This is a genomic window from Streptococcus sp. HMSC064D12 (assembly GCF_001837205.1).
Classification (GTDB): domain Bacteria; phylum Bacillota; class Bacilli; order Lactobacillales; family Streptococcaceae; genus Streptococcus; species Streptococcus salivarius_D.
On sequence record NZ_KV831722.1, the window covers coordinates 92,946 to 107,045 of the forward strand.

Consider the following 14,100-nt stretch of genomic DNA (forward strand, 5'->3'; position numbering starts at 1 on the left):
GTGGACAATGGGATATGGTCGTATCACTTTTTGAAAAATATGGTGTTGTGCCAAAATCAGTTTATCCAGAATCTGTAGCTTCAAGTAATAGTCGTGAGCTTAATCAATACCTCAATAAGCTTCTTCGTCAAGATGCTCAAATCTTGCGTGATTTGATTGCTGGAGGTGCTGATCAAGCTGCTGTTCAGGCCAAGAAGGAAGAACTTCTTCAAGAAATTTTCAATTATCTTGCCATGACTCTTGGTTTACCACCACGTCAGTTTGATTTTGCCTACCGAGATAAAGATGACAACTATCAATCTGAGAAAAATATCACACCACAAGCTTTCTTTGAAAAATATGTGGGTCTAAAACTCAGCGACTATGTGTCAGTCATCAACGCTCCAACAGCTGATAAACCTTTCGGGAAATCTTATACTGTTGAGATGTTGGGTAATGTTGTGGGTGCACCAAGTGTTCGTTATATTAACCTCCCAATGGATCGTTTCAAAGAGCTTGCCATTGCACAGATGAAGGCTGGAGAGACTGTTTGGTTTGGTTCAGATGTTGGTCAAGTTTCAGACCGTCAAAAAGGTATTCTTGCAACTAATGTTTATGACTTTACAGCTAGCATGGATATTAACTTGACTCAAGACAAGGCAGGACGTTTAGACTACAATGAATCTCTCATGACTCATGCCATGGTATTGACTGGGGTTGATTTGGATGCTGATGGTAAACCTATTAAATGGAAGGTTGAAAACTCTTGGGGAGACAAGGTCGGACAAAAAGGTTACTTTGTCGCTTCCGATGCCTGGATGGATGAATACACTTATCAAATCGTTGTTCGCAAAGACTTCCTTACAGCTGAAGAATTAGCAGCCTATGAAGCAGAGCCACAAGTACTTGCTCCTTGGGACCCAATGGGAGCCCTTGCTTCAAAATAAGACAATATATAAAACCACTGGAAATGATGCTAGTGGTTTTATATAGCTTCTTTAAATTTTATCGGTAAAAAAAGAGTTATCCATTCGGATAACCCTTTTATTTCTTATTCTTCTGCTGTAGCAGTGTTTGAATTTGAATGTTCAGAACCGTTAGAGGCCGATGTCGATGGATTTGTTGAAGCATCAGGGCCGTACTGTTGACTATCTTGTGAACTTGATGAGTCACTGCTTTGGCTTGAGTCTAAACTTGATGATGAGCTAGATGTTCCAAGTGATCCTGTGTAAACATTTGATGTTGAAGAACCAGTAAGGAAGACATAGCTACCATTATTATAAACACCGCTAGGCATATCGAAATCTTCAGAACCCGCACCATACATCTGGTTAAGGTAGCCACTTGTTACACCGTAGATTTGTTTAGCAATGTCAAGGTCTGAATCATGAAGTGGTGTTTTACGGTTTTTGTAACCTGTCCAAATCGCCATTGAATACTTAGTATTGTAACCAACGAAAGTTTCATCTGGAACCATAAGATAAGCATAGACGCCACTTTCTTTTTGTACCTTGTAGTATTCATCGTCACCATAGTTAGATGTACCAGTCTTACCAGCATTGAATGTACCAGGGACATAAGCTTCAGTCGCTGTACCACCTGTCATTACTTGTTTCAACATGCTTGACATCATGTAAGCTGTTTGTGGCGACATGGCCTCGACACCTTTAGAATCAAATGATTTTGTTGAACCGTCTTCAAATTTGATTGATTTAATGTAAGATGGTTTATAGTAAGTACCGCCATTTGCAAAGGCTGCATAGGCCGCAGCCATTTTCTCGCTTGATGCACCGTACTTAGGATCTGACGATGTTGTTGAAGATGAGATGGCATTTGAGTAATACATTTCTGGATACTCAATACCCAAATCTTTCAAGAAGGACTGTGCATATTCCAAACCAACAGCCTGAAGAGCTTTAACAGCTGTTACGTTACGTGATTGTTGAATAGCATAGGTCAATGATATACTTCCGTAATATTTACGGTCCCAGTCGTAAACTGGGGTTGAAGAGCCAGGGAAATTATAAGGATTATCGTAAACAGTCGTACCAGTGTTTGTATAAACACCTTTTTCAATAGCGGGAGCGTAGTCAGTGATAGGTTTCATTGTTGAACCCCAGTCACGGTCAGTTTGGACTGCTTGGTTGGTACCAAGGGCAACGTTCTCATCCTGATGGCGTGATCCTAGCTGAGCAACAACACGACCATTAGTAACATCAATAATAGTAGAGGCAACCTGGAAGCTATCATTTGGATAGTAGATATAGTCATCAGTATTATAGACATTCCAAATGTATTTTTGAATATCAGGATTAAGGTTAGTGTAGACGTCGAGACCTGCTGAGTAAATATCAGCATTGGCATCAGTAGATACCTGTTCGATAACTTGTTTGATGTAGTTATCTAGATATGGCTCGTAGCTAGCTTTCTTTGTGAGTGGAAGAAGACCATCTGATATGTCAGTTTCTTTAGCTTGTTCGTACTCTTCTTTAGAAATGTTTTTGTCTTCATACATTTCACTAAGAACAGTGTTACGACGCTTTTTAGCAGCATCCGGATTAGCATAAGGGTCATATTGTGTTGGTGCTTGTGGAATACCGGCAAGAAGAGCTGCTTGGGCAACAGAGAGGTCGCTCAAGTCTTTACCGAAGTAAGATTTAGCTGCAGTCTTCATACCATAGTAACCATTACCCATATAAACCTTGTTAACGTAGAAGGTCAAAATCTCTTGTTTAGTGAATTGACGCTCCATTTGGAGAGACAACCAGATTTCTTGTGACTTACGTTTAAGGGTTTGGTCCGAAGTGTTTGTTGAGAAGTAGGCCAATTTAATCAACTGTTGGTCGAGTGTAGACCCCCCCTGGGTACTACTACGACGAAGGTTATTAACAGCCGCTCCCATGATACGGTAGACGTCAATTCCACGGTGTGTGAAGAAACGTTTATCCTCAATAGAGGTGATGGCATTAACTAGAGTTGTTGGAATTTCATCTGTGGATGCACTCTCACGTTTCTCAGCTCCCAAGTCAGCAATAAGGCTACCATTGGCGTCGTAAATCTTACTTGAGCTTGTTGATTGTAGTTTGTTCTCGGTAAGTTTAGGAACACTGCTAATATAGTAGGCAAAGAGGCTACCACCAGAGATGACACACACTACAAAGAAAGTCAGTAATCCAATAAATCCGTATTTTGCAATACGCCAGCCCAAGCTTTGGTCTGAAGTAGCTGAGCGTTTTCCCTTGCTATAGCGAGAAGAATCTGAACGTTTGGCTTTGATGTTTTTAGCACGTTTAGTCAAACCGCTCAGCGATTCTTTAAAGTTGTTGAAATTAAATTTAGCCATTATGTGTTACCACCTAATAATTTTTCAATGATTTCTAAATAAGGAACTTGAGGATAAGCTGCTTCTGCAATTGCATAGCCTCTTTTTTTGATATAATCAAGAGGCATTGATTTCGTCCCCTTATCAATTTGATAAAAAGCGATTAAGTCTTTGGCAGGCAGAAGGTAGGTTTCCTTAAGCGTCGAGAAGTGAAGTAGCACGAAGCAGATCCCATCTTGACTGATGACCTGAGACATGTGCTCAATTTGATGCGCATGAAAGTTTTTCATAGGCATGGCTGTCTTTTGTCGTGTCTCTTTGGCTTCAAAATCAATGTAATATCCCTTGTAAACACCAGAGTAGTCGGTAGTAGAGGCTTGTCTAAAGTAAGCTTCCACAATCTTTGCTCGTGAGCGTTTGGGATAATCGACTTTGACAATTTGAACAGGAGTGGGTTTTTTATGAATAACGGCTAAACCACGCGACAAATAGTAATCATTAGTCGCGTTAATAGCAGATTCAAAGCTCATCCCCCGATTGGCAAAGTCAACTCTATTTGATTTTTTAGGACGTACTTGTGCTTTCTTACGAGATATCTGATGGGGATAGTTTACCATTTCTTTCCCTTCTTCTTTATAAGATATGCATAAAGACTATTTTATTATACCATAAAATGAACGAGGAAAACAATAAATGACATCACTACTGGTAACTGGTTATAAGAGCTTTGAACTCGGTATTTTTAAAGACAAGGACCCTAAAGTAACCATTATCAAGAAAGCAATTAAACGTGATTTTAAGCGTTTCTTGGATGATGGTGTGGATTGGATGATTTTTACCGGCAACCTCGGTTTTGAATTTTGGGCACTAGAGGTGGCCAAAGAACTTCAGAAAGACTATCCTTTGAAGTTGGCGACACTTTTCCCTTTTGAAACGCATGGTCAGAATTGGAATGAAGCGAATCAGACAAAACTAGCAGCCTTTAAGCAGGTTGATTTTGTCAAGTATAGCTTTCCCGCTTACCAATCTCCAGCACAGTTTAAACAATTTAATCAGTTTCTCATTGACAATACAGATCAGGCTTATTTATTTTATGAACCTGAAAATGAAACAAATCTGAAATATTTTTACGGTATGATGATAGAAGCAAGGGATTATCCCGTATCTCGACTGACTTTTGATGACCTCAATGAGGTCATGTCGGAATAGGATATAATTGAGTTTTAAACTTGCATTTTTATTTTTTTTTCTGTATCATAAAAACATTAGACAGTAAAGTATTAGTAAGTTAGATAAGACAAGTATTGGAGAATAAAAATGGCTAAGATTAATTTAACGCCCAAGAAAATCTACGAACAAGAATTTAAAACAAGCATGCGTGGATACGATAAAAAAGAAGTTGATGAGTTTTTAGATGATGTAATCAAAGATTACGGTGTCTATATTGCTCTAGTTAAGGAATTGCAAGAAGAAAATGCAAAACTTAAGGCTAAAGCTTCATCAGCTCCTGCAAGTCGCCCAGCATACGCAAGTGCGACAAGTGAACCATCACGTGCGAATGCCAATGTTGCTTCGGCTTCAAACTATGATATCTTAAAACGTATCAGTCGTTTGGAAAAAGAGGTCTTTGGAAAACAAATCGTCGAATAAAACTGGTTTGTGCAATTTTTGGATAATCGCATGGTTGCTAGTCTTCCATGAGGAAAGTCCATGCTAGCACTGGCTGTGATGCCAGTAGTGTTTGTGCTAGGTGAATTAATAAGCCTAGGGACTTGTTTTCAAGTTACGGCGAGTGAACTGGCTAAGTCTTCGGATAGGTTTTAGTAGCTCTGAAAGTGCCACAGTGACGGAGTTTTTAGGGAAACCTAAAAAGTGGAACGCGGTAAACCCCTCAAGCTAGCAACCCAAACTTTGGTAGGGGCATGGGATGGCTGGAAACGAACGGACCATCCTGACTGCTTTGCAGTAGACAGATGATTATCGAAGGAAGTGGTACCTAGTCACTTCTGGAACAAAACATGGCTTATAGAAAATTGCATATAGGTGAGGCTGGGACACATGTCTCAGCCTTCTTTTAGCAAGAATTCTTTCTTTTACAACTATATCTAAAGAAAAGAGTGGGAAAATAAGCCATCAGTTAAGAAAGTTTGTACTCGTAACAATGAGATAAAAGGATGACAATGAAAGAAACATTTACATTAGTAGCAACTGCTGCAGCAGGTCTTGAGGCTGTGGTTGGACGTGAATTGCGTGAGTTAGGTTATGACACTCAGGTTGAAAATGGTAAGGTGCGTTTCCAAGGCGGTGTTCGTGCAATTGCTGAGACCAACCTTTGGTTGAGAGCAGCAGACCGTATCAAGATTGTAGTTGGTGAATTTCCAGCACGTACCTTTGAGGAACTCTTTCAGGGAGTTTTTGCCTTAGACTGGGAAAATTATCTTCCGCTAGGTGCAAAGTTCCCAATTTCTAAAGCTAAATGTGTTAAATCAAAGCTTCATAATGAGCCATCTGTTCAGGCGATTTCAAAAAAAGCAGTCGTTAAGAAATTGCAGAAGTATTTCCACCGTCCAGAAGGAGTGCCTCTTCAAGAAACAGGAGCAGAATTTAAGATTGAAGTTTCTATCTTAAAGGATAAGGCTACGGTTTTAATTGATACCACAGGTGCTAGTCTCTTTAAGCGTGGCTATCGTACTGATAAAGGTGGGGCACCTATTAAGGAAAATATGGCGGCTGCTATCCTTGAACTTAGTAACTGGTATCCGGATAAACCGTTGATTGACCCGACTTGTGGTTCAGGGACCTTCTGTATTGAGGCTGCAATGATTGGTATGAACATTGCGCCAGGATTTAATCGTGATTTTGCCTTTGAAGCATGGAATTGGGTGGATAAAGATTTAGTACAGTCGGTACGTGATGAAGCAGATAGCAAGGCAAACTATGATGTTGAATTAGACATTATGGGTTGTGATATTGATGGCCGTATGGTTGAGATTGCAAAAGCTAATGCCCGTGAGGCAGGTCTTGAAGATGTTATTAAATTGAAACAAATGCGTTTACAGGACCTGAAAACAGATAAAATCAATGGTGTCATAATTTCAAACCCTCCTTATGGTGAGCGTTTGTTGGATGACAAGGCTGTGGATATCTTGTATAATGAAATGGGTCAAACTTTTGCGCCACTTAAAACTTGGAGCAAGTTTATCTTGACCAGCGATGAACAATTTGAAAGCAAATACGGTATGAAAGCCGATAAAAAACGTAAGCTTTATAACGGTACACTCCGTGTTGATTTGTATCAATATTTTGGTGAACGTGTTCGCCGTTCTGAGGCTAGAAAGGTAAATTAAACGTGTCAGAAGATAAAACACAAAATGGCTATGAAGGTAGCCAAGAGCTAGATTTCCAAGATGCCAAGGAAATGACAGTCGGTGAGGCTGTCCGCAAAGAAGCTGAGATTAATGCTGGTGTAACAGAAACAGATAGCATTTTGGATAAGTATATCAAGCAACACCGTGAAGAAGTTGCCTCACAAAAATTTTCAAAGAAAATTGAAGCTGACGGCGATACATCACCTTTGGATGCTTTTATTCAAAAGCAACGTCAGGAGTTTGCGGATTCAGGTTTGATTAGCCAATCAATGGCTAATGAGTCAATCAACTCAACAACAGCTACTGAAGAAGTAACACTGGTCACATTTGGTTTTGGTGCAACAGATAACAAGGTTGATGAAGCTCAATCTCATGTTGATAAGCAGTTGCCAAATGCTCCTGTTGAACCTGAGGTTATTGCAGAACCAGAAAGTCAAAATTCTGAAGTTATCATTACGTCAACGAATGCTGATCGTTTCATCACGTCAGAAACAGAAAAATTTGACATTGGTGATGCACTTGCTGATTCCTCTACTTCAACTAATCAGCCAGCCTATAACGATGCATTGGTCGATAATATTGATGATAACAATCCTTTGATTGCTAACATTGATGATCCAGAACCACAAAATCCTGTTGTCGCCAATATTGATGATACTGAGCCACAAGCTTCAAACCCTTTGTTGGATGATGTTACTATCTCAGACACTATCGATTTGGCGGCTATTGCATCAACAGTGGCAGGGGTAACTGGAGCAAAAGCTGATGAAGAAAAGACAACACCAAAAGTGTCTATGGCAGTTAATCGCCCATCTGCAGAAGACAGAATCTCTTCAGAATCTATTTCGCCATCGCATAAGAGTGCCTTTGATGGTGACATTCCAGTTTACCGCCGTAAAGGTGTTGTTATCGGTGCTCTAGCAGTTCTTGCTTTAGCTATTATTGGTGGTAGCTATGCTCTTTATAAGGGAACACATAGCCAATCGGCAAAAACAACAAGCACAGCTTCTTCAGCAGTGACTTCATCATCAAGCAAGGACACGGCAGCTGCTGATAATAAGGCCTTCGAAGAAATGTATAAGAATTTCTTCACAGATGACGAGCAAACAAAACTCGCTAATGATCAATTTGGTAAGCTATCAGATTTGGAAAAACTGCTCAAGAAATTGGAGAAAACCAAGTATTATGATGCAGCTAAGAAAAAATATGATAATTTGAAGAAGCAAATTGAAGCTGTACAAAAGATTAACAGTCAGTTTGAGTCAGATGCTCTTGTAGATGGTAGCTATAATGCCTCTATCGCTGTTAAATCCGATGCTAACTTTAATAATCTTCCAGAAAGTGTAACAACAACTGGGAATGCGAGTCTTGATAGCACTATTCAAGAAGCTATTAAGGGTGGTAAGACTCAGCTTGAAGAAAAAGCTAAGGCTGCGAGCGTAACATCTGCAGCGACAGCTGCTGATAGCGCCAATACTGTTAGTCCTGCTGCACCTTCGGGTGATAACACGTCTGGAGCAGCTTCTAATGGTGGTGGTTCGGCTGCATCAAATACTTCTGGAGCGCAAAATGGATCAGCTAACTCAGGTTCAACTGGTGCGACTGGAGGAACTACTGGTGGTTCGGCTGCAGCTTCAACAGTTGTAACACGCGGAATCACAAATTATAACCCATCAATCCTTCAACGTGACCGCTCACGTGTGCCTTATAATGCAAACGTAGTAGCAGATACAAGTAACCCAGCTTGGATTTGGGCTGACGGTGTTCTTGATAAGATTATCGAAACATCACACTCACGTGGTTACTTCTCAGGAGATAACTTCATCCTTGAGCCAGTTAACATCATCAATGGTAATGGCTACTACAACTTGTACCTTCCAGATGGAACTTACCTCTTCAGTATCAACTGTAAGACAGGTTACTATGTTGGTAATGGTTCAGGTCACTCAGATAAACTTGATTATTAATAATAATCTGCGACACTCCCTAGGGAGTGTTTTTTGTTTTATCTTGGTGAAGGCCTAGTTTATAAGGATTTTGTGCTATAATAGAGGGATAAGATAGGGGTGAATACTATGGCAAAATTGATGCCGGGTAGAGTCCGTAATGAGGGTATTGAACTTTTTGAAAAGGATCTCATTACCATTCATCAGGTCTCAGAAACTCAGTTGGATACAACAGTTGACCAACATCATTTAATTTATGCACTCAATGATTCTGAAATCACGTGTGACTGTGATTATTTCGTTCAAAAAGGCTATTGTCCCCATTTGGCAGCGGTTGAGTATTATCTAAAAAATGATAAAGAAGGCCAGCGCCTCTTGGCAGAACTGGAAGAGGAACAAGAATCCTCTCAAGGTCAAGACCGAGGACACTCTTTTGGTGGTTTATTTTTAGAAGGCCTTTCCCTGAATGAAGATGATACCGTTAGATATAGCTTGATGGTAGAGGGAGAGGAATCTACCTTTGGTTCAGAGATTTGGTGGAGTATACGTTTACGTCGCTTACCAGATGAACGTTCTTATGTTATTCGAGATATTCCTGCCTTCCTCAAACTTGTAGAGGCTGAAGGTTATTATCAGATAGGTAAGAACTACTATGAACCCCTATCACTTATTCAATTTGACCAGGCTTCACAGGCATTTTTAGACTTCCTAGGACGGATGATTCCAGATGAAGCCAAGACTAATTTAGACTTTATTTTACCGAATAATGCACGTCACCTTTGTCTCCCTTACGGTTTTTTTGAGGAAGGTTTGAGACGGATGCAAGATTTGGATGGCTTTAGGTTTGAATGGGAAGGAACCGAATATCGCCAACTTTTGGTCGAGGATTTGACTGCTGATGCTCAGCTCTTCTCGTTTGATATTTGTGTCGAGCCTAAGATGATTGAATTGACTGTCGCTGAGAAGAATAGTCAGGCCTTTTTTAATAATCGTATTCTCTTTTATCAAGGTGTTTTTTATCGTCTGAATCGAAAACAACAAAAACTTTTGGTTGGCTTACGCTCTCTTCCAATCGGAAGCGATTTGAATAAGCACGTCAGCTTTAATCTCGATGAACAAGCCATCTTGGCTGCTAGTCTTTTTGATTTTAGGACTATGGGGCCAGTTAAGGCACCAAAAGCTTTTAATATCAAGGATTTCACACCGAGATTTCGCTTTGATCTGAAAGGTGACAGTGAGATTATTCTTACATTAGCCTTTGATTTTGATGGTTTCTTGGTACATGATCGCCAAGAGTTGAGTCATTTAGGATTTACCAGTAACTATCGTCATGAGCAGGCAGTTTTTCGTTTGATGTCTAAGCATGGATTCATCCCTGATTTTCAGTCATCTAAACGATTAAGTAGCAGTCAAGAGCTCTATGATTTCTTTACAAATACTCTATCAGATTTTGAAAATGCAGGAACGGTTCTGATTGGACAGGAGTTACGTGACTTACGGGTTGAGCAGAGTCCACAGGTTCAGGTAGAGCGTCAGGGAAATTTATTAGATATTTCCTTTGATTTTTCAAGTCTTGACGACGAAGATGTGGATCATGCTTTAGCAGCCTTGATGGAAAGCTCGCCCTATTTTATCAATCGTAGTGGTCAGTTGATTGTTTTTGACGAAGCGACGCATCGTATTAGTGAGAGTCTCAAAACTCTGAGAGCTCGTTACTCAGGAAAAGGTCACCTAGAACTCAATCAATTAACTGCCTATCAATTGATGGCTGCTCTTTCAGAAAGTGATTCTGTTCGTTTTTCAAAAGATTTCCAACTCTTAACGCAACATTTGAGTAAGCCAGAGACCTTTGATTTGCCAACCTATAAGGTAGAAGCTGGCCTTCGTCCCTACCAGGAAAGAGGTGTTCAGTGGCTATCGATGTTGCATCACTATGGTTTTGGCGGTATCTTGGCCGATGATATGGGGTTGGGGAAAACTTTGCAAACTATTGCCTATCTCTCTGCACATTTAGAAGAAGGACAACGAGTTTTGGTTTTGTCACCATCAAGCCTGATTTACAATTGGCAGGATGAGTTTAAAAAGTTTGCCCCTCAGTTAGATGTAGCGGTTTCTTATGGACTCAAGCCAAAACGTGATGACATCATTGCTGAAGACCACCAGATTATTATTACAAGCTACGCTTCCTTCCGTCAGGATTTTGATGCTTACAAGGCTGGCAAATATGACTATCTCATTCTCGATGAGGCTCAGGTCATGAAGAATACACAGACAAAGATTGCCCAATATCTACGTGATTTTTCTGTTCCACATTGCTTAGCACTATCTGGAACGCCTATTGAAAATCATTTGTTGGAGATTTGGTCTATTTTCCAGATTATTCTACCAGGACTTTTACCAGCTAAGAAAACGTTTCTTAAGTTAACACCTAAGGAAGTGGCTAGGTATATTTCTCCCTTTATTCTAAGACGTAAAAAAGAGGAGGTCCTTCCTGATCTCCCAGATTTGATTGAAATCACTCACCAAAGTGAATTGTCAGATGCTCAAAAGGCTATCTATTTAGCACAATTGCAACAGATGCAACAAGGATTAATTTCGGCAAGTGATCAGGAAATCAACCGTCGTAAGGTGGAAATCTTGTCAGGAATTACCCGCTTACGACAAATCTGTGATACCCCAGCTCTCTTTATGGACTATGCGGGAGATAGCGGAAAATTAGATAGCCTTAGAGAGTTGCTTAGCCAAATTAAGGAGTCAGACCATCGTGTCCTTATCTTTTCACAATTTCGTGGGATGTTAGATATTACAGAGGGGCTCTTACAAGAATTAGGAATTTCCTCATATAAGCTAACAGGGTCAACACCATCTGATAGTCGTCAGGAGATGACCAGAGCCTTCAATCAAGGAAGTCGAGATGCCTTTTTGATTTCTCTGAAAGCAGGAGGAGTGGGACTGAATCTAACTGGTGCTGATACGGTTATTCTGATTGACCTTTGGTGGAATCCAGCGGTAGAAATGCAGGCTATTAGTCGTGCGCATCGTATAGGTCAGGAACAAAATGTCGAAGTTTACCGTTTGATTACAAGAGGGACTATTGAAGAGAAAATTCTTGAGCTTCAAGAAGGCAAGAAAAACCTGGTAACAACCGTCTTGGATGGCAATGAAAGCCGTGCCAGCATGACCGTTGAGGATATTAAAGAAATTCTTGGTATTGCAATATCTTAATTTGTTATATTTGATATTGGAATACTAAGAGGTGAAAATGCTACTAGGCAAATCTTTTGAATTAGGTTATAATAGAATATTGCAAGACGTATCTTCCCATTCCCGATTATTTATATTAAGATACGCATCATCTCGAAAATGAAAGGAAGTCTTTTATGCATCGCCAAAGACGACAATTTCCGCTGATTCCAGACGGGGAACCTTGCTTGCAAGAACCGGTCTCTATGCGCCTATACGAAAATGAAGATTTAATCACAAATATCCGTGGCCCTTACCAAGATAAGGACTACAATGATTTGTTGCCGAACTATGATTTCTTGTCAGCTAAGCCTAGCAATCGTAAGCAGGCTCCAAAACGAGTGGAGACACAAGAAGCTGGCATGACTTATGCTGAGGAAGCCCGTGAAAAGGCTAAGCGTGATGTACGTGAGAAACGCCAAAAATTCCTCCGCCAAGAAGTTCAACAAACCAAGCATACTAATAGCCGTCAACTGACTACTAAGCCTAAGGTAGAAGCTAAACCAAGCTTTGAGGCTACTGTTGAACCAGCTGCTGTAACAACGGATAAAGGACCAGTGACAGCTTCTATCTTGGGAGCTCCTGTAAGTGCTATCAAGCGAACTTTAGCACCTAATGGGAAGCACTCAAAGATCCATCACTTGGCAAATCGTCTGCAACAAGATTCTTACATCTTGGCAGAAGTGGCCCCAACCTATCAACAGCCTAGTAACCCATCTCGTAAGAACGTCAAGAAAAATAGCTATGACTTCTTGAAACGTAGCCAGGTTTATAATTACCCAGAACGTCAAACTTACCGTGAACACCGAGTTGCTCAAGAATTAAATTTGACGCATTTAGAAGACGCAAACTAATCGCAGTGCGATTGTAAGGAGAAACTATGTCAAAAACTTATCATTTTATTGGAATTAAAGGATCTGGTATGTCAGCTTTGGCTTTGATGCTCCACCAAATGGGACACAAGGTTCAAGGTTCAGATGTGGAAAAATATTACTTCACTCAACGTGGTCTTGAGCAAGCAGGTATCCCTATTCTTCCTTTCGATGAAAAAAACATCACAGAAGATGTTGAATTGATTGCTGGAAATGCCTTTCGTGAAGATAACAACGTTGAAGTTGCTTATGCGATTAAAAATGGCTACAGCTTTAAGCGTTACCACGAGTTCTTGGGTCACTTCATGGATCAATTCACTAGCTTTGGTGTGGCAGGTGCACATGGTAAGACTTCTACAACAGGTCTCTTGTCACATGTTATGAAAAATATCACAGACACGTCATATCTTATTGGTGACGGAACTGGGCGAGGTTCTGCTAATGCGCAATACTTTGTCTTTGAGTCTGATGAATATGAACGTCATTTCATGCCATACCACCCAGCATACTCAATCATCACTAACATTGACTTTGACCATCCTGATTACTTTACAAGTATCGATGATGTGTTCTCTGCCTTTGATGACTATGCTAAGCAAGTGCAAAAAGGACTCTTTGTTTACGGTGAGGATCCACACCTTCGTAAGATTACAGCCAATGCGCCAATCTATTACTATGGTTTCGAAGAAAATGATGACTTTATAGCAACAGACATTGTGCGTACAACGACAGGGTCTAATTTTAAGGTGAAACATGATGGACAAATCCTTGGAGAATTCCATGTGCCAGCCTATGGTCGTCACAATATCTTGAATGCAACTGCGGTTATTGGGAACCTCTATGTAGCCGGTTTTGACATGGGCTTGGTTGCGGAACACCTTAAAACCTTCTCAGGTGTTAAACGCCGTTTCACAGAGAAAATTATCAGTGGTACTGTTGTCATCGATGACTTTGCCCACCATCCAACTGAAATTATTGCAACGCTTGATGCAGCACGTCAAAAGTACCCATCTAAAGAGATTGTTGCTATTTTCCAACCACATACCTTCACACGTACCATCGCCCTTCTTGATGAATTTGCTGAAGCTTTGAACGAAGCAGATGCTGTTTATTTGGCACAAATTTACGGTTCAGCGCGTGAGGTTGACCATGGTGATGTTAAGGTTGAAGATCTTGCTGCTAAGATCAATAAACCTGCCAAAGTGGTTACAGTTGAAAATGTCTCACCTCTCCTTGACCATGACAATGCTGTCTATGTCTTTATGGGAGCTGGAGATATCCAACTTTACGAACGCTCGTTTGAAGAGCTCCTAGCAAGCTTGCAAACACACATGTAATATATTAAGGGCTGTAGCGATTTCGCTCAGCTC

The 14,100-nt window shown here is 40.5% G+C and carries 10 protein-coding genes and 1 other RNA gene; 9 read left to right on the forward strand and 2 right to left on the reverse strand.

Annotated elements, in window-relative coordinates; translation table 11 throughout:
- Window positions 1-926 (forward strand): aminopeptidase C (gene pepC / locus HMPREF2697_RS01290; protein WP_070849299.1); only part of this gene is annotated, 926 nt, incomplete at its 5' end.
- Between the two features lie 104 nt (window positions 927-1,030).
- On the opposite strand, the gene pbp1a is transcribed toward pepC, so the two are convergent.
- On the reverse strand, window positions 1,031-3,322 hold the full coding sequence (gene pbp1a, locus HMPREF2697_RS01295; protein WP_045769235.1) for a penicillin-binding protein PBP1A: 2,292 nt from the start codon (window positions 3,320-3,322) through the stop codon (window positions 1,031-1,033).
- A complete protein-coding gene (gene recU / locus HMPREF2697_RS01300) occupies window positions 3,322-3,918 on the reverse strand; it encodes a Holliday junction resolvase RecU (RefSeq protein WP_045769236.1) in 597 nt (198 codons plus the stop codon). Before recU ends, pbp1a begins: the two co-directional genes overlap by 1 nt.
- A 76-nt stretch (window positions 3,919-3,994) precedes the next feature.
- Between recU and HMPREF2697_RS01305 the strand changes: the two genes are divergently transcribed.
- The 8 genes from HMPREF2697_RS01305 to murC all read left to right on the forward strand — a co-directional run bounded on the left by HMPREF2697_RS01305 (window position 3,995) and on the right by murC (window position 14,067).
- A complete protein-coding gene (locus HMPREF2697_RS01305; protein ID WP_049529112.1) occupies window positions 3,995-4,510 on the forward strand; it encodes an SLOG family protein in 516 nt (171 codons plus the stop codon).
- Between the two features lie 108 nt (window positions 4,511-4,618).
- Complete coding sequence (gpsB, locus tag HMPREF2697_RS01310; protein WP_045769238.1) at window positions 4,619-4,951, forward strand: cell division regulator GpsB; 333 nt, start codon at window positions 4,619-4,621, stop codon at window positions 4,949-4,951.
- Between the two features lie 14 nt (window positions 4,952-4,965).
- An RNA gene (gene rnpB, locus HMPREF2697_RS01315) (RNase P RNA component class B) lies at window positions 4,966-5,332 on the forward strand.
- A gap of 149 nt (window positions 5,333-5,481) precedes the next feature.
- Complete coding sequence (locus tag HMPREF2697_RS01320; RefSeq protein ID WP_014633857.1) at window positions 5,482-6,648, forward strand: THUMP domain-containing class I SAM-dependent RNA methyltransferase; 1,167 nt, start codon at window positions 5,482-5,484, stop codon at window positions 6,646-6,648.
- A gap of 2 nt (window positions 6,649-6,650) precedes the next feature.
- Window positions 6,651-8,636, forward strand: coding sequence for a cell division site-positioning protein MapZ family protein (locus HMPREF2697_RS01325; protein WP_070578717.1), 1,986 nt, complete (start codon window positions 6,651-6,653; stop codon window positions 8,634-8,636).
- A gap of 108 nt (window positions 8,637-8,744) precedes the next feature.
- Window positions 8,745-11,840, forward strand: coding sequence for a pilus expression-regulating Snf2 family helicase (locus HMPREF2697_RS01330; RefSeq protein ID WP_045769240.1), 3,096 nt, complete (start codon window positions 8,745-8,747; stop codon window positions 11,838-11,840).
- A gap of 155 nt (window positions 11,841-11,995) precedes the next feature.
- On the forward strand, window positions 11,996-12,712 hold the full coding sequence (locus tag HMPREF2697_RS01335) for a divisome accessory protein ZapJ (RefSeq protein WP_045769241.1): 717 nt from the start codon (window positions 11,996-11,998) through the stop codon (window positions 12,710-12,712).
- A gap of 26 nt (window positions 12,713-12,738) precedes the next feature.
- The gene (gene murC, locus HMPREF2697_RS01340; protein ID WP_014633623.1) at window positions 12,739-14,067 is read left to right on the forward strand and encodes a UDP-N-acetylmuramate--L-alanine ligase; all 1,329 of its coding nucleotides are present in this window, start codon (window positions 12,739-12,741) and stop codon (window positions 14,065-14,067) included.
- The last annotated feature ends 33 nt before the right edge of the window (window positions 14,068-14,100 follow it).

Coding starts and splice junctions, on each gene's coding strand:
- HMPREF2697_RS01330 (WP_045769240.1), top strand. CDS start 8,745: ATGGCAAAATTGATGCCGGGTAGAGTCCGTAATGAGGGTATTGAACTT.
- gpsB (WP_045769238.1), top strand. CDS start 4,619: ATGGCTAAGATTAATTTAACGCCCAAGAAAATCTACGAACAAGAATTT.
- murC (WP_014633623.1), top strand. CDS start 12,739: ATGTCAAAAACTTATCATTTTATTGGAATTAAAGGATCTGGTATGTCA.
- HMPREF2697_RS01320 (WP_014633857.1), top strand. CDS start 5,482: ATGAAAGAAACATTTACATTAGTAGCAACTGCTGCAGCAGGTCTTGAG.
- pbp1a (WP_045769235.1), bottom strand. CDS start 3,322: ATGGCTAAATTTAATTTCAACAACTTTAAAGAATCGCTGAGCGGTTTG.
- HMPREF2697_RS01335 (WP_045769241.1), top strand. CDS start 11,996: ATGCATCGCCAAAGACGACAATTTCCGCTGATTCCAGACGGGGAACCT.
- HMPREF2697_RS01305 (WP_049529112.1), top strand. CDS start 3,995: ATGACATCACTACTGGTAACTGGTTATAAGAGCTTTGAACTCGGTATT.
- recU (WP_045769236.1), bottom strand. CDS start 3,918: ATGGTAAACTATCCCCATCAGATATCTCGTAAGAAAGCACAAGTACGT.